General features: G+C 64.5%; 20 protein-coding genes. 12 read left to right on the top strand and 8 right to left on the bottom strand.

Features of this window, described 5'->3' with window-relative positions; translation table 11 throughout:
* Positions 1-514 precede the first annotated feature (514 nt).
* Positions 515-832 carry a hypothetical protein gene (locus tag ACFVTD_RS10895; RefSeq protein WP_387562232.1) on the top strand — a complete coding sequence of 106 codons (318 nt, stop codon included), beginning with the start codon at positions 515-517 and terminating at the stop codon, positions 830-832.
* 2 nt (positions 833-834) lie between these two features.
* Positions 835-1,401, top strand: a complete 567-nt coding sequence (locus tag ACFVTD_RS10890) for a hypothetical protein (protein WP_387562682.1) — start codon at positions 835-837, stop codon at positions 1,399-1,401.
* A gap of 67 nt (positions 1,402-1,468) precedes the next feature.
* Here the strand turns inward: ACFVTD_RS10890 and ACFVTD_RS10885 are convergent, their stop codons facing one another.
* From ACFVTD_RS10885 to rpsF, 6 genes are all read right to left on the bottom strand, one after another.
* A complete protein-coding gene (locus tag ACFVTD_RS10885; protein ID WP_387562229.1) occupies positions 1,469-3,724 on the bottom strand; it encodes an Ig-like domain-containing protein in 2,256 nt (751 codons plus the stop codon).
* Positions 3,725-3,880: 156 nt separating this feature from the next.
* Positions 3,881-4,507: an FMN reductase gene (locus ACFVTD_RS10880; RefSeq protein WP_387562226.1), complete on the bottom strand. Its 627-nt coding sequence runs from the start codon at positions 4,505-4,507 to the stop codon at positions 3,881-3,883.
* A gap of 184 nt (positions 4,508-4,691) precedes the next feature.
* Positions 4,692-5,144: a 50S ribosomal protein L9 gene (rplI, locus tag ACFVTD_RS10875; protein ID WP_141158853.1), complete on the bottom strand. Its 453-nt coding sequence runs from the start codon at positions 5,142-5,144 to the stop codon at positions 4,692-4,694.
* 17 nt (positions 5,145-5,161) lie between these two features.
* Positions 5,162-5,401 carry a 30S ribosomal protein S18 gene (rpsR, locus tag ACFVTD_RS10870; protein ID WP_003800144.1) on the bottom strand — a complete coding sequence of 80 codons (240 nt, stop codon included), beginning with the start codon at positions 5,399-5,401 and terminating at the stop codon, positions 5,162-5,164.
* Between the two features lie 124 nt (positions 5,402-5,525).
* The gene (locus tag ACFVTD_RS10865; RefSeq protein ID WP_141158852.1) at positions 5,526-6,101 is read right to left on the bottom strand and encodes a single-stranded DNA-binding protein; all 576 of its coding nucleotides are present in this window, start codon (positions 6,099-6,101) and stop codon (positions 5,526-5,528) included.
* A gap of 74 nt (positions 6,102-6,175) precedes the next feature.
* Positions 6,176-6,481, bottom strand: coding sequence for a 30S ribosomal protein S6 (rpsF, locus tag ACFVTD_RS10860; RefSeq protein WP_015939036.1), 306 nt, complete (start codon positions 6,479-6,481; stop codon positions 6,176-6,178).
* A gap of 271 nt (positions 6,482-6,752) precedes the next feature.
* Between rpsF and ACFVTD_RS10855 the strand changes: the two genes are divergently transcribed.
* The 8 genes from ACFVTD_RS10855 to ACFVTD_RS10820 all read left to right on the top strand — a co-directional run bounded on the left by ACFVTD_RS10855 (position 6,753) and on the right by ACFVTD_RS10820 (position 14,446).
* Positions 6,753-7,556 (top strand): family 16 glycosylhydrolase, encoded by an 804-nt coding sequence (locus tag ACFVTD_RS10855; RefSeq protein WP_387562222.1) that lies wholly within the window; start codon positions 6,753-6,755, stop codon positions 7,554-7,556.
* 310 nt (positions 7,557-7,866) lie between these two features.
* The gene (locus ACFVTD_RS10850; RefSeq protein ID WP_387562219.1) at positions 7,867-8,958 is read left to right on the top strand and encodes a hypothetical protein; all 1,092 of its coding nucleotides are present in this window, start codon (positions 7,867-7,869) and stop codon (positions 8,956-8,958) included.
* A 13-nt stretch (positions 8,959-8,971) separates the two neighbouring features.
* Positions 8,972-9,790, top strand: coding sequence for a glycosyltransferase (locus ACFVTD_RS10845; RefSeq protein ID WP_387562216.1), 819 nt, complete (start codon positions 8,972-8,974; stop codon positions 9,788-9,790).
* Positions 9,780-11,069 (top strand): lipopolysaccharide biosynthesis protein, encoded by a 1,290-nt coding sequence (locus ACFVTD_RS10840; RefSeq protein WP_387562213.1) that lies wholly within the window; start codon positions 9,780-9,782, stop codon positions 11,067-11,069. Before ACFVTD_RS10845 ends, ACFVTD_RS10840 begins: the two co-directional genes overlap by 11 nt.
* Positions 11,066-12,847 (top strand): glycosyltransferase, encoded by a 1,782-nt coding sequence (locus ACFVTD_RS10835; protein WP_387562210.1) that lies wholly within the window; start codon positions 11,066-11,068, stop codon positions 12,845-12,847. Before ACFVTD_RS10840 ends, ACFVTD_RS10835 begins: the two co-directional genes overlap by 4 nt.
* Complete coding sequence (locus ACFVTD_RS10830) at positions 12,844-13,185, top strand: hypothetical protein (RefSeq protein ID WP_387562207.1); 342 nt, start codon at positions 12,844-12,846, stop codon at positions 13,183-13,185. The genes ACFVTD_RS10835 and ACFVTD_RS10830 overlap by 4 nt, the downstream gene beginning before the upstream one ends.
* Complete coding sequence (locus ACFVTD_RS10825; RefSeq protein ID WP_387562204.1) at positions 13,182-13,388, top strand: hypothetical protein; 207 nt, start codon at positions 13,182-13,184, stop codon at positions 13,386-13,388. Before ACFVTD_RS10830 ends, ACFVTD_RS10825 begins: the two co-directional genes overlap by 4 nt.
* Entirely contained in the window at positions 13,385-14,446 is a 1,062-nt protein-coding gene (locus ACFVTD_RS10820) for a hypothetical protein (RefSeq protein WP_387562201.1), read from the top strand. Before ACFVTD_RS10825 ends, ACFVTD_RS10820 begins: the two co-directional genes overlap by 4 nt.
* 147 nt (positions 14,447-14,593) lie before the next feature.
* Here the strand turns inward: ACFVTD_RS10820 and ACFVTD_RS10815 are convergent, their stop codons facing one another.
* Both ACFVTD_RS10815 and ACFVTD_RS10810 read right to left on the bottom strand, forming a co-directional pair.
* Positions 14,594-15,592 (bottom strand): glycosyltransferase family 2 protein, encoded by a 999-nt coding sequence (locus ACFVTD_RS10815; protein WP_387562198.1) that lies wholly within the window; start codon positions 15,590-15,592, stop codon positions 14,594-14,596.
* The gene (locus ACFVTD_RS10810; RefSeq protein WP_387562195.1) at positions 15,585-16,370 is read right to left on the bottom strand and encodes a glycosyltransferase family 2 protein; all 786 of its coding nucleotides are present in this window, start codon (positions 16,368-16,370) and stop codon (positions 15,585-15,587) included. The genes ACFVTD_RS10815 and ACFVTD_RS10810 overlap by 8 nt, the downstream gene beginning before the upstream one ends.
* 579 nt (positions 16,371-16,949) lie before the next feature.
* Here ACFVTD_RS10810 and ACFVTD_RS10805 point away from each other — a divergent pair.
* Complete coding sequence (locus tag ACFVTD_RS10805; protein ID WP_387562192.1) at positions 16,950-19,634, top strand: AAA family ATPase; 2,685 nt, start codon at positions 16,950-16,952, stop codon at positions 19,632-19,634.
* Positions 19,635-19,785: 151 nt separating this feature from the next.
* Complete coding sequence (locus ACFVTD_RS10800) at positions 19,786-21,381, top strand: sugar transferase (RefSeq protein WP_387562189.1); 1,596 nt, start codon at positions 19,786-19,788, stop codon at positions 21,379-21,381.
* Positions 21,382-21,395: the final 14 nt, after the last annotated feature.

The raw sequence follows: 21,395 nt of genomic DNA, 5'->3' as shown, positions 1-21,395 counted from the left end.
TCAGCTCCTTGACCGGAGTTATCCCCAATATCCACAGCTTTTCCACAAAGCGTTGTGGAGGGAGGCGTGGACGGGGTCCCAATGGCCGGAACAGGCATCCTGTTTCGGCCCCGGAGAACAGGTACCCCGCTACGCTAACCGGCATGGCGTCTGCCGCAAAGCCGGCAAGCCGCGCACTCTGTGGATAACCTGTGCAGTATGCGGCATAGCTTGTGCACAGCCTGTGGGGAAGCCTGTGGATACAAATTTTTTTTCGCGCATCGCATGCTTTTGACCTGCGGAAACACTCACGTCAGCATGTGGAGTAAATATTTCTTGTACGGAATTTCATCCACAGGCACTGGGTGGCATCCGCCGGGATGGGAGGCGCGGAACGGCCCTGGATGAGCCCAAGTCCGGACTCCGTGGCGCTCCTCATATTCCGGTCCGGGAGTTTGACGGACGCCCACGTGGCCCTGTATGCGGGGCGGTGAATATTGCTGTGGATAAACCTGATCTGGATTAGGCTCTAGGTATGGGCGATCTCCTGCTGGTGCTGTTGCCGGCGATTGTTTTGGTGGCCCTCCTGTGGGGCGTCGCCACCGCGCTGCGGCCGCGCGATCCCGGGCTGTCGGAGGCCGCAAAGTACCAGCGCGAGCTTGCCGAGCGGTCGGCACGCCACTACGCGGCCCAGGTCCAGGCGGCCACTGCCGCCCGCGACCGCCTGGCCGCCGTTACCCACCCGAGCCAGAACGCCCAGCAGCACAACCAGCAGCAGGAATATATCCGTGCGGCCAGCCAGCAAAGCGACCGCACCTGGCCAAGGCCAGGAAGAACAGAGAACGGCACGTGAAAATGGAATCCCTTGTGGTCCCGGTCCTTATCCTGCTCGCGGTTGTTGCCGGGGTCATCCTGGCCTACCGTGCATCCCGCACGCGCAGGGCAACGCGCGGCACAGCCCCGGCCCCGGCCGCTGCCACATCGCAGGAATTGGCCCGGGCAGCCGCGGGCCGCTTGTCTGAGGACCAGCACCGGCGGATCTATGCCCTGATCGCCCAGGGCCAGGCCATGGCCGCCATCAAGCTCTACTACGAGGCCACCGGCGAGGGGCTGCGGGCCTCCCGCGACGCCGTCGGCGCCATGGCGGCCCACCCCCAGCCTTACCAGGCCCAGGAGCCGGTTCAGGTCCCGGAGGAGGACGACGACGAGCCAGAGCGCTTCCCGTACCGCTACCGGGCAATTGCCAGCAAAGGCGATGTCACCCGGGAGGTAAGCAGCAACATGCTTAACGACGAGATTTACGGCAGGATCCGGACTCTGGCACGGAGCGGCGAGACGGAGGCGGCGGCCACCGCATTGACGCGTCATTCGGATATCTCACTCAAGCAGGCGCGGGAGTTCATCGCGCTGCTGGACGACTAGCGGCCAGTCCCAGCGCGTCGGGGCCCGGCCGTCCTGGACGGCCGGGCCCCGACTCTTACCTGGATGGCTAACCCAGCGTGAGGACCAACTTAGGCGCCACCGCGCTGCCGGCCTCCCTGGAATTGAGGTCCAGGCCATCACTGCTGCTGGTGTCGAGCCCCAGCGAGAGCTGGCTTCCCAGGTCACCGGCCAGTCCGGCAGACGTGAGCGGGACGCTGTAGCTGGTGTTGGTCGCGGTCGGCCCCAGGGTTCCGATGCTGGTTCCCAGCGCGGGACGGCTGTTATAGGTCACCCCGGTCTCGGTCCAGTTGTCGTCCGCTATCAGTTTGACGTTCTGTTTGCCGGTCGAGCCGCTTCCGGCACTGACCAACTGCAACGTGGCACTTTGGATCGTATTGCCGGCGTAGGGCGTGAGGTCGAACTTCAGGTATGCAACTTCCACCGGACTGTTATCAACCCCCAGCATGGTGGACGTTCCATAGTTCGTTCCTGCCGCCCCGCTCGACACGTAGGTGTCGGCCGTTGCGGTGAGCGTCACGGTCTGCCCCGTTCCTCCGCCCCCAGAGGCAGGGGCAGTGGTGAAGGTCCACGTCCTGTCCGCTGCCAGGGCGTTGCCCGCGCCGTCCTTCACCCCGCTGCTGCCCCCTTTGACGGTAGCCGTGTAGACCGTGGCCGCCGCCAGATCCGCATTCGGATTCAGCGTTGCCACGTTAGTCGCGCTGTCGTAGGACACAGCGGCCGCTACGGGCGCCGACGTTCCCGCCTGGAGGGTGAAAGTACTTGGTGTCACCGTCGAGGCGTTCATCGCTTCGGAAAAGGTCGCAGTCACGTTGGCCGCGGCCGTCACACCGGTGCTACCCGAGGCCGGAGACGTGGCCGTCACCGTTGGTGCGGTCGTATCAGCTGGAGGTGGGGTTCCACCACTCCCGCCACTCCCATCGTAAAAGTGCCAGTACCGGCTGGTGGCGTTCACGTCGGCGAGGACAAGGAGACCGCTGTTGGCCGTGCCACGTGCGGAACTGTTCAGGTTCTGCTTGGTGGACGTTACGTTGTGGACGTACTGGTCGGCGTCAACGATGCGGGCCGTCTTGGTGGTGGTGAAGCTGATCTTGTTCAGCGGCGTGGACTTCTCGTAGATTGCGCCGCCCGAGCTTGTACAGACGCCCGCGTTCGTCGTTCCACTCGGCTTCGGGTACGTGGCGAAGGTCCGCAGCATCTGCGTACTTTCGTCAATCAGGACGATCACGCGGTTGGGACACTCCGCCACCGTTGCGATCGTCGTCGCGGACCAGGCCGACGTCGAAGTATCAAGGGCCAGCAGCTGGATCAAAGGCTGGGACGCTGACGTGAAGGATGTCTTGATGGCAGCGAAAACGCGGTCAGAGGAGGCATCCAGCCACTTTAGGTTCATGTGGTCGTCGCCGCTGCGCTGCCCCTTCACGGCCGCTACAGGGGTGGTCCAGGACGAGTTCGCGTCCCCGTCAGCGTGAACACTCCAGTACATGCCGTCCGTTGCGTCCCCGACCTGCCGGCTCCACATCACGCCGACCTTGTTTCCACCAAATGCGATTACAGCCGAGTTGTCGTCCACGGACACGTTACTCAACGACGCGGGGTGCGGGAACGGCGTCCCCCACGTCGCTCCATCCGTCCCGGTGACATTCAGGTAGATCCGGTTCCCCTGCTGCCAGGTGGCCCACACCCGGCCGGTAGAGTCCTTGTCGATGGAGAGGGTCTCGGTCTTCTGGTTGTTAATCTGCGTGGACCCTTGGCTGGTGTACGTCTTGGTGCTCGCGTTGTAGCTGTAGCGGCGCATCGTCGTGGGGAAGTTTGGCTCGGCCGGCAGCCCGTCATTGACGAACTTAAAGCTCGCCACATACAACGTCTTTCCGTCCCACAGCACGTCGTGATGGGTGTTCGCCCGGGACTCCGTTACCACACCGGTGCTGGACCAGGCGTTGGTTGCGGGGTTGAACCGGAAAATTCGAAAACTCGAACTGCCCGCGTCCCAAAGGTTTCCCCACCAGATCCCGTCGTTGAACCACAGTGAATTCGACTGTCGCTTGGTACCAGTCGGCGTCCCGGTTCCCGAATGCGACGGCCCCTCGACGCCCACGTCACCCGTAGCGGCAGATGCCGCAACCGGTACCACAAGGCCGCCCCCAAGAACGAGGAGCATTGCAGCCAGCAGCGCCTGCAACCCTGCTTTTCCCGGCGCGGACGGGCGCTGCCCGCCCGCGCCGGTATTCCGCCGCCAGAAGTACGGCCACAAGGTGCCCGGGCTTTGCGCGGGCTGGCCGGATTTGGATAGTGGATGGTCCATCAACGTCACTCCCCGGTGTCGAAAACTCCGCCAATCCCCAGTTTGTTCAGTGTTCGGGGTGGCGGTAGCAAAAACAACCCCCGGTGTGCCCCCTAAACCCCAGCAGCAACAGCCCCTAACCGATGGACTCCCGGCTCCGCGCGGACTCGGGACGTGTCAGGCGTTGCCGGAAATACCGGCCAGCAACTGCTCGAATGGCAGGGACTCCAGCGGGAGGTCCTTCCGGCCCGGCTGCGGCCCCTCAAGCAGGCGCGTGAATTCCCCGGCTGCGCGGTCGATCCGGTCAGCGAGGGATGCTCCACCTTCCTCTGCGCTTCCCCAGTCCTGGGGACCTGCAAAGACTCCGGTGGCGGCCAAGCGGGCCCGCAGGTAGCTGAACAGCGGCCGCATTGCGTAGTCCAGGACCATCTGGTGCCGGTCGGTTCCACCAGTCGCGCCGACCAGGACGGCCTTGCCGTCAAGCGACTTGGGATCAAGGACGTCGATAAAGGACTTGAAGAGTCCGCTGTAGGAGGCGCTGAATACGGGGGTGACGGCAATGATTCCATCGGATGCCTCAACACCCGCGATGACCTCCGACAACCGCGGCGCTGCATAGCCGGTGACGAAGTTGTTGGCGATATCTACGGCGAGGTCGCGGAGCTCGACGACATCCACGGCCACCTCATAACCGGCTGCCCTAAGCTCCCGTGTGGCGGCCGCCGAAAGCTGGTCAGCCAGCAGCCGGCTCGACGAAGGTACGCCGAGGCCTGCGGAGAGGACGGTGATGCGGCGGGTTTCCATGGCATTCTCCTGGTTCGTTCAATCCATCATACATGCGTTTGCATCTATACTCCTGAACCCTGGGTCGCGGTGAAGTATTCCCGAAGGCACGCGCGGAGGCAGATGGAATCCACCGGAGCCGAAAATACGAAAGACCCCCGCCGCCGGAATCCGGCAACGGGGGTCTTGACGTGGAGTGGGGAAATTACTTTCCTGCCACCACGTCCAGTTCGATCACAGCGGCAACGTCAGCGTGGAGGCGGACGTTGGCCTGGTAGGTGCCAACCGACTTGATGTGGGCGGGCAGTTCAACCTTGCGCTTGTCGATCTTGCCAAGGCCTGCGGCCTCAACAGCGTCAGCAACGTCGCCCTGCTTGACGGTGCCGAACAGGCGGCCGGACTCGCCGGCCTTGACGACCAGCTTGACCGGCTTGGCGGACAGTGCAGCGGCCTGCTTCTGAGCATCTTCCAGGGAAGCGTGCTCGCGGGCGGCACGGGCAGCCTTGATGGACTCAACCTGCTTCTCGCCGCCCTTCGACCAGGTCAGGGCGAAGTTGCGGGGCAGCAGGTAGTTACGTGCGTAACCGTCCTTGACCTCGACAACATCGCCAGCAGCACCGAGACCGGTGACTTCGTGGGTCAGAATGAGCTTTGCCATGTTAGTTAATCCCTTCCTTAGCCGCGGCCAGCGCCGGAGTAAGGCAGCAGGGCAACTTCGCGGGCGTTCTTGATTGCCTGTGCGATTTTGCGCTGTTCCTGCACCGTGACGCCAGTGACGCGACGGGCGCGGATCTTGCCGCGGTCGGAGATGAACTTGCGCAGCAATGCTACGTCCTTGTAGTCGATGACAGTGATGTCAGCGGCCTTCAAGGGGTTGGACTTTGGTTTGGGCTTACGGAGTTCAGCCTTAGCCATCGTGGAGCTCCTATTCTAGGGAGCCCGTGGATATTGATCCACGGGATGGTGGTGGTCCGACGGCGGCAGTGCCCGGGTGCATCACGCACCTTGGCAGCCCCGGCGCCGGGCCGTTGTTTAGGTTTTAGAAGGGAGGTTCGGAATCGGGGCCGTTGCCCCAGCCGCCTGCGTTGGACACACCGGGCGTAGCCCAGGGATCGTCCTGTGCAGCCTGCTGGTTGCCGCCGCCCCAGCCTCCACCGGAGTTGCCGCCCTGGTTTCCACCAGAGTTGCCGCCTCCAAAGCCACCGCCGCTGTTGCCGCCGCCGAAGCCGCCACCACCCTGTCCGCCGGAGCGCTGGGTGCGGTTTACCTTGGCATTGGCGTAGCGCAGGCTGGGGCCGATTTCGTCGACCTCAAGCTCGATAACGGTGCGCTTTTCGCCTTCTTTTGTTTCGTAGGAGCGGCTCTTCAGGCGGCCGGTAACGATGACGCGCATGCCCTTTGTCAGGGATTCGGCGACGTTCTCGGCTGCTTCACGCCAAACAGCGGCGCGGAGGAACAGGGTTTCCCCGTCCTTCCACTCGTTGGACTGGCGATCAAAGGTGCGGGGGGTGGAAGCGATGGTGAAGTTCGCTACTGCCGAACCTGACGGTGTGAACCGCAATTCCGGGTCATTGGTGAGATTACCGATGACCGTAATGGTGGTCTCGCCTGCCATCTACTGCCTCCTTGTTCGATCCTGGGTGAAGAGTGCGTTTCCTGCGGGGGTAAAGAATGAAGAATGGTGCCGAATTACTCAGCAACAACCTTCTGCTCTTCGGGGCGGGTGATCTTGGTGCGCATGATGGTCTCGTTAAGAGACAGCTGGCGGTCAAGTTCCTTGGCGGTTTCCGGCTTGGCGGTGAAGTTCACCACGGCGTAGATACCTTCGGACTTCTTCTTGATGTCGTAAGCGAGGCGGCGACGGCCCCAGATGTCAACCTTCTCGATGGTTCCACCATCGTTGGTGATGACGTTCAGGAACTTCTGAAGCGACGGCTCAACGGTACGCTCTTCGACCTCGGGGTCGATGATTACCATCAATTCGTAAGGACGCATATGTGAACCCACCTCCTTTGGGCTAAGCGGTTACGGCATTTCCGTAACAGGAGGTTCATTTGCGATTCCGCGCAATGCCCGGCCACCGGAACGGGGCAGGACGCAGCACAGACTTCACTATCTTAGTGCATTTGGACCCGATAGGCGATTCACCCTTGACCCAAGGCTAGACAGTACGGATGCCGGTCGGGTCCGGGCATGGCGGCTATGTGGAAAACGGTGGAAGCCCCTGGCATAGGCACCGTAGAGCCCGGGCCCTATCATCTGACATATGCGTCGACAGTTGATTGCCATCTGCGTGGCGGCAATGTTCTTGTCCGGCTGCTCCTCCCCTCCTGCGCAGCCGGCAGCCAACGGGGCGGACCCGGGCGCGGATCCGTCATCAGCCGGGCCGGGCGCGGTTACGCCAGTGGCCGACTCGGCCGCCGCGATGCTGGACTGGGGTGCGCCGATAGCTGGCGACGAGTTCAACTACACCGGTCAACCGGACGATTCGAAGTGGTCTGTCTACGATAGTTCCGGCCACGCAGGCAATGGCGTCCGCAGCCCCGCGCAGGTGACGGTTGATGGTTCCCAGATGGTTATTAATGGAACACCTGACGGTATTTCCGCCGGCATGAGTGCCAAGTTTGGCCGGCAGAAGTACGGCCGCTGGGAGGTGCGGGCGGCCGGTTCCGGCGACGATGCCTACCACATGGTCGCGATCCTGTGGCCGGACAGTGGGAACTGGCCGTGCGATGGCGAAGTCGACTACATGGAGACCACGGGTAACTGGGGCCTGATCAATTTCTTCCACCACTACGGGTGCTCGAACTCGAAGACGTCAGTGTCCAGGGCCCTGGACCTGACCCAGTTCCACAACTATGCCGTCGACTGGACCCCCGATGCCATCGTGGGCTACGTCGACGGCGTGAAGTGGTTTGAAGACCATGATTCCGCGCACCAGCCTCCTGGTTCGATGCACCAGACACTTCAGCTCGACTGGTTCCCTGACAATGTCACCGCCGATGGCCCTGGTGAGATGCGGGTTGACTGGGTCCGCGTCTACCCGGCTGCAGGCAGTCCTCGCCTGTAGGAGCGTACGCGTCCCCGGGAATAGGTACCCCCTATACCCAGTACCCCGCGGACCCCAACCCCTAAGGTACCTAACGGCGTCCGGTGCGCTGTCCCTCCACCCCTATCGCCCGCCTAACCGCGATTTTCCCCACGTAGGGCCCGGTGCAAAAGCGAGTACCTACTACCGGTGTTTACCTAGCGGACCTACCCTACGCTCGATTCTGCCGGCGGAGTCGCACGCCGGGGTTTTCGAATCCGCGTAGGGGCACTGGCGGGCTTGAACCCAGGTACGGAAACCACGGCTGACACCAATCAGACAGGGGAGGACCATGAGCAACAGGCGGGCGAAGTCTCTGTACTTCGACATTCATGGCCGCGTCACGATCAACGTGGACGCGAAGGCACCGGCGGCGAAGCAGCTTCAGAGCATGTTGGCCTGTTTCGCGTCAGATACGGAACGGCAGGCTGAAATCGTCGTCGACGACCAGCCGGAGCCGATGCCGGATGCCGGCCATGTTGAGCACGAACTGGCCTACACAGACAACAGCGTCCGGTTCCAGGCCGACCGGGTCCAGGTGGTCCGGGACGCAGACCACTGGCGGATCCACGGGCCCGGTGAACTCCTGACCACGGTTGTACCCGTCCTGGATGCCGCCATGGTGGCCCGCGGAGCGGCAATGATCCACGCAGCAACGATGGCGTACCGTGGCCACGCGATCGCCCTTCCCGCTGCAGGAGGTACCGGCAAGACGAGTACCGCGGCGAAACTGATGCGGCGCGAGGGATGGTCGTTCATGGGAGACGACTGGGCATTCCTCGCCGAGGACGCCACACTGCTCGGCTACGCGAAGCCGATGTTCATCAAACCGCACCACCGCGCCATCTACCCGCACCTTTTCGAAGGCGCCCGGAAACCCCTCGTGCCCTCGAGGTTCTCCGGCCCCGTCGGCCGGCTGACCACGGTGGTACACCCCTTCGTTATTCGCTATCCGCGGCTGGCGGACTTCTCCCGGCGCTGGTCGCCCGAACACCGGATGGTTACGCCCGAGGCCGCATTCCCGGGGCGGGAAGTCACCACCAAGGCCCCACTGGCAGCCTCGATCTACATCGAACGCTACGACGGCGCACGGTCCAGGATCCTCGAACGGACGAGTGACTGGATGGTCGACCGGATGATTGGAAACTTCCACATCGAGATGGCCGGTTTCTCGCAGCGGGTGGTGACGGGCCTGGCGGCCACGTCAGTGGTCCCGTGGCGGGAGCATTTCGCAGCCAAGGGACTGGTGCTGAACAAGGCGCTGGATGGGCGTCCCTGCCACCTTTTGCAGGTTCCGGCCGCATACTCGGCGGACCAGGCGTCGGACGACATTGTCCGGCACCTTGAGGAACTGTTGCCTTCAGTCCTCGACGAGCAGGCTTGAAAGGGGTAGGACGGTGGCCCACAGCACAGCAGACGTAACGGCGGTTGTCCCTGCCCGCAATGCAGAGCATCTACTCCCGGGCTGCCTGGAAGCCCTGCGCCAGTCCGGTGTTGCCGAGATTATCGTGGTGGATGGCCTGTCCACCGATCGGACTGTCGAGATCGCCCGTGAAGCGGGGGCCCGGGTGCTGAGTGACGAAGGCCGGGGCCTTCCCTGGGCTCGAACTCTCGGGGTCCGCAGCAGCACCACGCGTTTTGTCCTTCTCGTGGACGCGGACGTGGTGTTCGGAGCCACGGGCGTGGCGGACCTGCTCATTGAGTTCGTGGAGGACGGGTACGACGCACTCCAGGCAGGACTCGAAAGCGTTGCCGGTCCAGGCTACTGGGGGCAGGCCCTGGCGCATCACCACCGCACAGGACGCAGCCGCAACTGGTTCGGACTTGTGGCTACCTTGGTGGACCGGAACCTGATGCTTAACCTGGGGTTCGACGATTCGTTCAAGTCCGGCGAGGACATCGAACTGCGGTGGCGGATGAGGCAGTCGGGAATGAAGACTGGCGTGTCACAACGGGTCCTCGTTGAACACAGGTTCGCTGCGGACGACTTCGACTTCGCGCTCGACCAGTTCCTCATGGACGGCACGGGCCTGGGACGCATGGTCCGCAAGCACGGCTGGCGCGGGGCACGACTGGCACTGCTGCCCGCCGCCGCGGCTGCACGGGGGAGCGTACTGAGCCTCGCCGCGGGCCAGCCTCAATGGGTGCGCTATTACATCGCCTTCTGCTGGTACAACTACGCGGGAATGGCTAGGGGTTTAGGTCGTGACGGCTGAGCGGGAGATTGCCCCATCGGAGGCCTCATCCGCCGTGCGGCGGCACTCTCCCCTGCGCAGCTCCATCGGCCTGGTAATAGCCAAGGGGGCGCAAACCGGGACCGGTTTCGCCTTCTGGATCCTGGCCGCACACGCCACCTTCGACCGTGAGGTCGGGCTCACCACGGCTGCCGTGTCTGCGGTGATGATCTGCACCCAACTGGCGGTGCTGGGCACTGGTTCTGCCGTGATCGTCTCGGTGGGGCGGGGAGAGCCGCCCGCCCGGGTGCTGGACGCGGCCTTTGGCATCGTGGGAATAGCCGGCACTGTTCTCGCCCTCGGCTACCTCGTCCTGGAAACTTTCGTGGCCCCTGACTCGGCCTCACTATCGATTCTCTTTTGGCTCACCTTCATCGTCGCCGCCGTTACCGGCACCATGTGCACGGTACTGGACCAGGCGCTCGTAGCGCTGGGGCGCGGCGGCAGTGCGACGATGAGGTACACGGTGGGCGGTGTGGCTTCCCTCGCGGCCACAGCCCTGGTCGCGTGGCAGGCCCACGGCGCCTCTGCCGACGTCCTGCTGGCCTGCTGGACCCTGGGGTCGGCCGTGTCATGCATGATCGGTGCCATCCAACTGCGGAAATTGGTCGGATACCGGCCACGCCCCACCCTGCACCCGGCTCGCCACAGGCCCCTGCTGATGCTGGGAATACCAAACCAGCTCCTCACCCTTACCGAACGCGCCCCCGGGCTGGTACTGCCGCTCCTGCTCGCGCACCTGGTGTCACCAGAGGTCGCCGCCTACTGGTATCCGGCATGGATGATGGCCTGGGCCGCCTACACCGCACCGATGCTGATTGGCATCGTCCAATTCTCCGAGGGAGTGCGGGACCCGGATCGCCTGGCGACCACTACCTGGACCAGTTTCCGATGGTCGCTGGTCATCGGAAGCCTGGCCGCCGTCGTACTGATTGTCTTCGCCCACCCCCTGCTCCACCTCCTTGGGGACAGGTACGCAAACGCGTCCACCGTCGCCCTGCGGCTCTTGGCCGCCGGACTCGTGGCGTACGCAGTGTTGCAGGCCTATAACTCCGTCTGCCGCGTCCTGGGACTCTACACAGAAGCCATCGTGGTCGGCGTAGTGCTCGGAACCGCACTCTGCGTCTCGGCTTTGTGGGCCGCTGAAAGCGGTTCAAGCGCCATGGCCCTTGCGTGGATGGTGGTGCTTTACATCGGGGCCGTCGCGGTGGGCCTCCGACTGCTTGCTATCCTCCGCCGCGCCAAAAAGGAGGCGTCATGACCAGCACGCTGAAACAACCAAGCCGGACCCGGGCCCACCCCTGGCATGCCCGTGACATCTGGTGCGCCGTGGCGGGCGCCGTCGCACTGGCCCTGGCCGTGGGAAGTGCCGCCACGGTGGCCGTTCCTGTCAACAGCGACCTTGGACTTGTGGGCGTGCTCCCCTACCCCTTCTGGGTGGGCGTTCTCATTGTCAACGTCGCCTTCGTCGTGGCGTTGCGCGGAGATGCCACCGGGCCCGCGCGCCGGCCGGTCATGCTGTGGCTCATCGCAGTCCTCGTGCTGATGCTCTTTGGGGCTGCCGCGTTCGTCACGGATGTCCCGCGCGGCGAGGTTGCTTTCCGGCACCTTGGCATCGCCGACGCCCTTTCAACCTCCGGCGGCGTCGACCCGAACATCGACGCGTATTTCAACTGGCCAGGCTTCTTTGCGCTCCTGGCAACGGTTCTCCGGGCAACCGGTATCGATCCGGTGACCCTTGCCCTGTGGGCCCCGGTGTTCAACATGGGCCTGTGGCTCACCGCCGTGGGTGTGCTGACCCGCTACCTGACAAAGGATCCGCGCCGGCAGTGGCTGGTGCTTTGGCTCTTTTGCCTCGGCAACTGGCAGGACCAGGACTATCTGTCTCCCCAGGCCTTCGGTTTCTTCCTGTACCTGGTGGTCATCGTGCTGCTCATGGGCCCCCTTGCCGCCAAGGCTCCGGCTTTCCCTGGCTTCAAGCGTGCCGGCCTCAAAGCATGGTGGCAGGCGAGGACGCCGGCCGATGACCGTCCCGGGCACCGGGTCGGCGCCCTCGTGGTCACCCTCCTCCTGATTGCCGTCATCTGCGCAAGCCATCAACTGACCCCGTTCCTGGTACTGATCGCCGTCACCGCCCTCACCCTCACCGGGCGGGTGTGGCCCGCGAGGCTGCCGCTCATTACCGGCGTCCTCCTGGTGCTGTGGCTCGTCTATCCTGCCAGCACCTACCTTTCCGGCCACCCACCTCTAGCGGACGCCGGACTGCAGACCGCCATCGAAGCGAACGTCGTCGACCGCACCACGGGTTCGGCGGGGCACTTGCTGGTGGTCCAGATCCGGATGGCGCTCACCCTTATCCTCTGGGCTCTCGCCGCGATCGGATCGATCCGCGACTGGCGCCGGGGACGCCTTGATGTCCGGGTGGTCCTCCTGGCCGTCACTCCCCTGTTGCTCTTTCCCGTGCAGGCCTACGGCGGAGAAATGCTCATCCGCGTGTCGCTGTTTGCACTGCCCTTCATTGCCATGCAGGCAAGTTCGGTCCTGCTCCCGACCACCGGCGGCGTCCGCATTTCGTCCCGCAACGCGTTAGTGCTGGTGCCGGTCTGTGTCCTGCTCGCCGTAATGACCGTGACCGGGAGGTTCGGCAACGCACAGTACGACGTGTTCGCGGACGATGAGATCGCCGCTGTCCAAGCCGTGGACAATCTCGCCCCGCCCGGCTCCGCGATCATCTCGGCAGCCCATCCCACGCCTTGGCGCAGCCAGGACTACCTGGACCACCGCTACCGGACCATCGAGGACCTGTGTCCTTCCGACCTGTCGGCGGCAACGTGCGGCCCGCTGGTTTACCGGTACGCAAAGCACAATCCCGGCGGCGGCTATTTGCTGCTCATGACCTCCGCGGAATCGAGCCTTGTACTGCAGGGCCAAACCACCCCACGCAGCTTCGAGGAGCTGGAGAATTGGCTGAAGTCACAAGACGGCGTAGACCTCGCGTTCAGCAACAGCGACGCCCGAGTGTACCGGGTGGCGCCATGAACGCCCGCACTGTAAGCCGGCCCACCATGGCGATCGCGCTCACGGCCGTGGTCCTGTCCGTGGTGTCCCTCCTTGGGCTGCCAACACCGATCCAGGCAGTCACCGCACTCCTTGTACTGGTCCTGCTGCCGGGACAGGCACTCACGAGGCTCATGCGGGTCACCGACCTCGGCCTGGGCGCACTGCTCGTCCTGGCACTCGGCCTTGCCAGCCTTACCGCGGTATCCACTGCGATGTTCTACCTCTCCGTCTGGTCCTGGCAGGCCTGTGTCGTCACCATGGGCGCGATCACCATCCTTGCTTGCATTGCCCGCGCACGGCAGGAGGCCGCGTCATGATCGATATCGCCGGGTTGGCAGCCGCTGCGGTTCTGCTGTTTACCCTTATCGGACTGGAGGTCCGGCATACCGGGTCAGCCTCCGCACAGGCGGCAAGCCTGCGGTTCTTCGGCAGGGCCGTGAACATCAGGATCGCAGTCGGCGCGATGTGGCTGCTTCTGGTCATCCTCCTATTCCCGCGCGTCCTGGGGCTGCTGACGTGAACCACGCGGCGCGATGGGTACTCCTCAGCGATCTCCACCTGGACGCGTCGGACAGCGACCCCCGGCGCCCAGGGAAAGTCCTGCCGGAGTTCCTCCGCCGCGAGGTGCCCTCAACACAATCACCGGGCCTGGAGCAGCACGTCATCTTCGTTGGTGACACGTTTGAGCTCGTCAGGCTGGATGAGGAGCAGAGCCTTGCCAGGCTTGAGTCCGTCTTCAAGCGCCATCCCGAAACATTGGGGGCGCTGCAGGCATGCGCTGCGGCCGGAGTGCGGCTGCATTTCGTATGCGGCAACCATGACGTGGAGCTGGCACGGCCCGCAGTGACCGCGCGGTTGTCAGCGCTGCTGTCTCCCGCTGATCCCACACGGGTCAGCGTGCACCCGTGGCTCCTTTACGTTCCCGGGGTGCTCGTGGCTGAACACGGCCACCTCCATCATGCGCTGCACCGGATACCAGAGGTCCTACGCACTGCCGTCAACGGCACCGACGAGCTGGAACTGCCCCCGCTGGCGGCCTGGCATGCGAATCCAACGGCATCACGGCTTCGCCGCGCCGGAGCGGTGGCGCGGGCCTGCGTGGCCTCGGAACTGGCGGAACGCCGAGTCCGGAGGCCTGCGTACGACGAACTGCTGCAGACCGAATCGTTGCGGCTCACGCTCGACGGGACGGCAGTGCGGGAACTTGCGCGCCTCTCCCGTTTCCGGACCGTTTCAGCACTGCCCGTGACGGCCACCCGCATGGTGCTTGCTGCCGCCGGGCGCAACATCCATGGCGGCGACCAGCCCCCCGCAGCGGCAGCCAGGGTAGCCGGGATCCTTGAAGCGTACGGCTGCGGCGTGGCCTGGTATGCCTCAGCCCATACCCACCGTGCGCTCGAATCGACGCTTGAGGCTTCTCCAACCCGGTACATCAACACCGGGACCTGGTCCTCCGACGTCCGCGGCTTTGGGCCCGACCAGGCGGACCGCCAGGCGTTCCCTTACGCCGTTATTGACGTTGCCGACGACGGGTCCACCGAAGGCGGCCTGCGTTACTGGCATCCGGTGGCCGGCTAGGAGCCCTGCCCGGCTTGGCCTCCCGCGCCTTGCGGAACAAAACGGCGGCCTGGCGGAACAAACGGCGGCGCCGCACAAAGCCGAAGGGCCCGGGTCCGGTTCTCCACCGTACCCAGGCCCTTGCGGCTCACTTTTCCTGGCCGGGCGTCACTGGACCTGCCGCCAAGGTGCGCCCTGGAGCTCCAGCTCCGCCAGCTGGGTGGTTGAACCGTGGGCAATCCGGCGTCCACGGATGTAGCCGGCGGAGGTGAAGGCCAGTACAGCGAGGACGGATCCTGCCCTGCCCAGCCCCTGGGGGTTGGCGCCCCGGCTCCAGTCGCGGATTCCGGAGAACACTGCGCGCGGCAACGTGCTGCGGACGTACCGCCGTTCGGGCCCAAGGGCCCGTTTCTGCCCGACAATGTGGCTAACCTGCGCTTTGGAAATTCCCTCGGACCAGGACCTTGAGAGCATGTAGCGCACGCTGCCTCTTTCAGCCGGTACATGGTGCCTGACGAGGGCCGCGGGTTCGTAAACGATGCGGGCGCCAGGCGATCCCATTGTTGACCGGATACAGATCTCCGTCTCCTCGCAGCCGAGCGGCAAGGTGCCCTTCCGGCCAAGTGCCTGGTTGAACCCACCCACTTGGCGCAGCACCTCAAGCCTGAACGACATATTGGCACCGATGACGTTCCGGACTTCGGAGGCCACACGGGGCAATCCGCGGTGGCTGCAGCCCACGATCCAGTCCAGCTCCTCCCCGAAGTAGCCCGGCCTGCCGGTTTCCCACAGTGGAACAACTTTCCCGCCGACAGCCAGGACGTCGGGATCGTCATACAGCGCCACCAGGCGTTCAAGCCAGTCCGGCGCCGCCTCGGCGTCGTCATCAAGGAACGCAACGATGTCGGACTCAGCGAGCCCGACGCCCGTGTTGCGGGCACCTGACAGGCCGGGCAGGCCGGTGCTTTCCACAATGGTGACGTCGTCGACGATCTCGACGAGCCTTTCGTGCAGGTCCTGGTTGTGGTCGATGACAACCAACACCTGGTCCGGGGTGAGGGTCTGGTTGCGCACGGACTCGATCACGTCCAGCAGCATGCCCCACCGTTCGGAGGTGTAGGCGCAGATCACCACTGTCACGGACAGGGGCTTGATGCGGTCAAGCATGCTGGCTCACCACCGGCGTGAGGACGCTGTGCGGATCCACCGGCAGCCGCGGGAAGCGGACATTTGAGTAGGTGTATTTCACGCGGCGGAGGGCCTCCGGGCGGGCGCCGGCGGTTGGGGCTTCCCACACCGTGCATTCGCGGGCCAGCGTGTGCAGGACCCGCCAGCCGTCGCGGAACGTCTGGAGGTTCGATGCTCCCGAGATCCGGTCCAGCTCCAGGCTGGGAACTTCCGCAATCCGCAGGCCCGCCTTGGCAGCCCGGACAATGAGTTCGGTCTCGATTTCGAATCCGTCGGACTCCAGCTCCAGCACCTCCAGGCATTCCCGCCGGAAAGCGATGTATCCGTAGCAGAGGTCCGAATAGTTGCTGTGCAGGACAGCATTGGCGAGTCCGGTCAGGGCCTTGTTGCCGGCCTTGCGCAAGCGGGTGAGGTCTTCGGACCCGCCGCCGGTTACATGGCGGGAGCCCTTGACGAAATCGAAGTCGTGCTGGAGTGGCGCGACGAACCAGCCGATTTCCCGCGGATCCATGCTCCCGTCCGCGTCCAGCATCACGATGATGTCGCCGGTGGCCGCTGCAAAGCCGGAGCGAAGGGCTACCCCCTTCCCTTTCCGGGTTTCGTTGACCACCACCACGTCGGCGCGTACTGCCTTCGCCACTTCAACTGTGTTGTCCTGCGAGCGGCCGTCCACGATGATCACCTCATCGACATAGGATGGCATCCTGCGCAGAACCCAAGGTATGTTCTTTTCTTCGTTCAACGTAGGAATAATCACGCTGATCGATGCTTGCGGAGATAACAGTCCCGGCTCGGAAAACAGAGCTGGAAGTTGGGGCGAAATCGACAATTGCCTCACCACTTCATGACAGTTCGGATTCTTGACAATGCCGCCGAGCCTTCCGGCAGCGGCACCAACGCTCAATCCGGTCATGGTCTGGTCGCTGTCCCCCAGCAACCCATCGCCAATCCTCTGGCCGTTTCAGGAAGACTATCCCCTACCTAATGCAGGTATCACGAGTAGTAGGTACTCGCTTTTTACCTACCGTTCACCCCCTGTTAGGCAAGTAAGGGGCTCCGGGTTTTTGGATTTCGTTAGGTATAGGGGATTGCCCTGATGCGGAAATCCGCGGGCAGGGGGGGTCAGACGCTCGGAATGGGGCAAGCGCACTGCGGGCGCCCTTGATCAAGTGCAGGCGCCAATCTTGATCGAATCCAGCGGGAACGTTGTGGTGTGGCTGCTGGTTGCGGCGCTATATTCGCATGTACCGGCAGAATCCGCACTGGGGAGCGGACTGCTGTGACCTGATCCGGCAGTGCAAGAATGCGGTCTCCTTCTTCGACGAATGGGGACTCCATGCCACTTATCGGCCGAAGCAAAGAACTGGACCGCATCCTGTCGGTTATCCGCGGGCCCAAGGACACCGCACTGGCGGTGATTGGCCGGAAGGGCACTGGGAAAACTGCCCTTTTGTCGGCGATCCCCACGCTCTCCGATTACCGCACCGTCTTCCTGTCCGCCACCGCGGCCGAATCGGACTGGCCCTTGTCGGGGCTGACTGCACTGTTGAACGACATGGACGATCCGGTCCTGAACCGGATCGCTGACGAACTGCTGCGCGACACCACCGGGACCATGAGTGTGCCGGCAGTTTCGAGCATGCTGCTCAACGGCCTGCACCAGCGGTCGTCATCGCGGACCATCGTCGTGCTCGATGACGCCGACCAGCTTGATCCCAGCAGCCAGGCGGTCATCGGGTTTGTGGCGAGGCGCCTGGTGGGCACGGACATCGTCCTGTTCGTCGGCCTGCGGGAAGACCTTCCGGAGAGCCCCTTCAACGGCCTCACCGCCCTGCGCCTGGGCCCGTTGACCTACAGTGACACCGTACGGATGCTCGAGAGCATGCCCGCCAAAAGGACCACGACGGCGGCTGCCCACGCAGTTGCCGCAGCCGCCGGCGGCAACCCGCTCGCCGCCGTCGACCTTTACGCCCGGCTGCTGGAAAGGCACACCGCGGGCAAGTATGCGCTGCCCGTCCCGCTGCCCTCCGGGGGCAGCTTTGATGCGGAGTACGCCTCCGCCGTGGGTGGGCTGACCCCCGGTGCCCGCAACGTGCTTGACCTCCTGTCCCTTTCCTTCCGCAGCGACATTTCGACGATTGAGAAGATCGACCGCGACGTGTGGACGAGCGTGGACGAACTGCTGGCTGCCGGCCTGGTCAAGCGAACGGGCCCCCACCTGGGGATCGGTGACCAGTTACTGCGGGGGTATGTCTTCGCGGCCATGACTCCGGCCGTGCGCACGGCCAACCATCGCGCCCTGGCAGAGGCTGCAAACGATACGGACCCGTATGCACGGAGGTGGCACCTGAGCTTTACTGCGCTGGAGCGGCAAACCCCGTTCCAGTTGCTCCGGCACGCCGTTGACCTGGTCCGCAGCGGTGAAGTCAGTTTTGCCGTGGAGTACATCGAACGGGCCCTCACCATCAACCCCTGGGAAGCGGAAACGGCGGCGCGGCTGACCAGCGTGGCGGAAATGCTGTTCAACCGGGGTGAATTTGTGTATGCGCGCCGATACCTGGAATGGGCACAGCGGGTAACCCGCAACCCGGCACTGATCCTGCGGCTGACCGGGCTGTCTTTTGAAATCCAGTTCGCCCAGGGGGCTGCCGTGCGGTCCAGCATGGTTCTCCGGCTGGTGAAGGAATTCGGTCCGCATGATCCGGCCTACGCGGCCAGCCTGCTGGCAGTCGGAGCTTTGTACTACGCCGAGCGGTGGGAGCTGCAGGAAGCCTCGGAACTCCTGCGCCACGGCAATGCATTCCGCGGGTCCGCGTCAGCGCAATGCCTGGGCATCGCCGAGCGCGCCGAGCTCCTGATCGAGTCGGTCGGGGGCGGCACTGCGGGGCTTGGCCGCAAGCAGGAACAAACCGGCACCGCCCGGGCCGCCGGCCTTTTGATGCATGGCCGGGCCCTCACCTACGCCGAGCACTACGAAGGTGCCCACGAGACTTTTGCGCTGCTCAGGAGCTCGGACGAACCCGGCCACGTCAATTGGCAGGAGACCGCAGCGTTCATGGCAGTGGATAACGCAATCCGTGCCGGCAACGTGCGCGCGGCGGTGCGGCTGATTGACGAACTGGAACTTTCCGAGCCCGAACTGAAGTACCACCGCGGGACCCGCCACCTGTTCCGGGTGTGGCGGGCGCATTCCCTGGGCGACGACGCCCAGGCCCGCGTGTATGCAGCCGAAGCACTCCGCTATGCGGGGGCGGACAGCCATCCTGCCATTACGGCACAGCTTGCCGCCTGCCAGGGCCAGTTCGCGCTGCTCCGCGGCGACCTGGCGGAGTCCGTCGCCCAGTTGTCCCGGGCCGCCGAAATTGGCATGCGGTTTGGCAATCCCACCCTTCTGCGCTGCGAGGCGGACCTGGTGGAAGTATTGGTTCGGCTCGGCCGGCACCACGAGGCGACCCAGGCACTTCTGCGCCTCGAGAGCCGCTCGGTGGGGCTCCGGTCGCCGTGGCTGTTGATGGCCGTCCCCCGGAGCCGCGCCCTGCTCGCGGACGGCGAGCAGTCACTGCAGCTGTTCACCCAAGCACTGGACAGCAGGAACGGGCACACCCTTGAACGGGCAAGGACCCTGGCCTGCTATGCGGAGCGGTTGCACGCTTTTGGCAGGCTGCGGGACGCACGCGATGCGTTGCAGCGGGCCAAGGTGATGTTCGACGAAGCAGGTGCGGACGCGTGGACCCAGCATGTGGATGCGCTCCTCCTGGATGAACGCATGGAGCCTGTCCGCCCGCAGGGCAACCCGGCCATGCTGCTGCTGGCGGACCATGAGCGGTCGTTGGCCAAGATGGTGGCCCGGGGCATGCGCAACAAGGAAATTGCTGCCACGCTCTATGTCTCCGTACGCACGGTCGAAGTGCGCCTCACGGCCATCTACCGAAAGCTCGGTGTTGAGTCCAGGGCGCAGTTGACCGCCCTCGCAGCGGGCAAGGCATCCGCCGCCGAGCCGTACGTCCTGCCCGTCCTATAGGCCGAAAGTCCTGCATTTTGCAGGTACCCGCAGTTTCCACATCCTTGCTCAGAGGTACCCACAAAGGCCTTTCCGGTTCACCCTCATCCGCGACAGTCCGGGTCTAGTTTTGCTTCACGGCCAGACGGCAGCTGCGTTGGAAAGGGGCACGATGGCGGAGATACCAGTAGCCAAAACCCGGCAGGCTGCCTTTGTCTGGCCCGTTGCTCCCGCTGCTGCACAGCGGGTGGCAACCCAGCAGCCGGCTGCAGCGGACACCGTAGGAACCCGGTTTCCGATGCCGCCGGCAGCCTCAACCGTTGGGGATCGGGAAGCCCGGCCCCGGAAAGCAACCGCGGCCTGGATCTCCAGGCATGTGAACCTTCTACGGTGCGCTGACGCGGCTGTGGTCGCGGGGGCCGTGTACTCCGGATTCCTCCTTTCCGAGGCAGGTTTCTCGCCTGTCGGCCCCCGGGACGGCGGAGCAGCGGCCGCAGCCGCGGCGCTCACGGTCACCTGGTTGGCGGCACTGGAGGCGTACCACACCAGGGATCCCAAGGTGCTCGGCATCGGCGCCGACGAGTACAAGCGCGTGGCATCGGCCACCCTGCGCATTTTCGGGCTGATGGCCCTCGCTGCCGTGGTGGTTTCCGTCCACGGGGCAACCGCGTTCGTCACGGTGTCACTGCCGGTGGGACTGGTGGCACTCACTGCCAACCGCTGGGTATTCCGCAGGCGGCTCGCGGCAGAAAAACTCCGCGGCCGGCACCTCTCGAGGGCAGTTGTCGTTGGTGAACCGGAAGACGTCCGGTACGTCATACAGCAGGTGTCCCGAAGGTCAGGGGCAGTGTACGAAATCCTTGGGGCCTGCCTCCCGGGTGCCCGGCGGGGAGCCGGCCTGCGGGTGGAAGGCTGCACAGTGCCGGTCCTATCCTCAACGGACGCCATTGCCCGGACCGTCCGCCTGGTGGACGCGGACTCGGTGATCGTTGCCGGGCCGCTGCCGGGCGGCAACAAGTTCATCCGTGAGCTCGGCTGGAAACTCGAGGAATCCTCCACCGAACTGATCCTGGCGGCCACCTTGACCAACGTTGCCGGCCCGCGGATCCACTGGCGTCCGGTGGATGGCCTGCCCCTCATGCATGTGGACATTCCGCAGTACAGCGGGGCAAAGCACGCCCTGAAGCGGATCATGGACGTCATTGGCGCACTGGCGGCGCTGCTGGTGCTCTCACCGGTCCTCCTGGTGCTGGCCGCGGTGGTCCGGCTGGACAGTCCCGGGCCCATCCTTTTCCGGCAGGACCGGATTGGCAAAGACGGCCAGGTGTTCGGAATGTTCAAGTTTCGCTCCATGGTGTCCGACGCCGAGGCGCAGCTGGCTGCCCTGAACCAGCAGAACCAGGGGGCGGGGGTGCTCTTCAAAATGAAGGATGATCCCAGGGTCACCCATTGCGGACGCTGGATGCGCAAGTACTCCCTGGACGAACTTCCCCAGCTCTGGAACGTGGTCCTTGGCGACATGAGCATGGTGGGACCACGGCCGCCGCTGGACCGCGAAGTCAGTGCCTATGAACGCCACACCCACCGCAGGCTCCTGATCAAGCCCGGCATCACCGGCCTCTGGCAGGTCAACGGCCGCTCAGACCTTTCCTGGGAGGAATCGGTCCGGCTGGATCTCTACTACGTCGAAAACTGGTCCCTGGCAGGTGACCTGCTGATTCTTTGGCGGACATTCCGGGCCGTCGTCCGGCCGTCCGGCGCCTACTAGCACATCCACAAATG

This window comes from Pseudarthrobacter sp. NPDC058119, assembly GCF_042884655.1.
GTDB lineage: Bacteria > Actinomycetota > Actinomycetes > Actinomycetales > Micrococcaceae > Arthrobacter.
The sequence above is the reverse complement of the archived record's forward strand: the minus strand, read 5'-3'. Positions and strand labels throughout refer to the sequence as shown.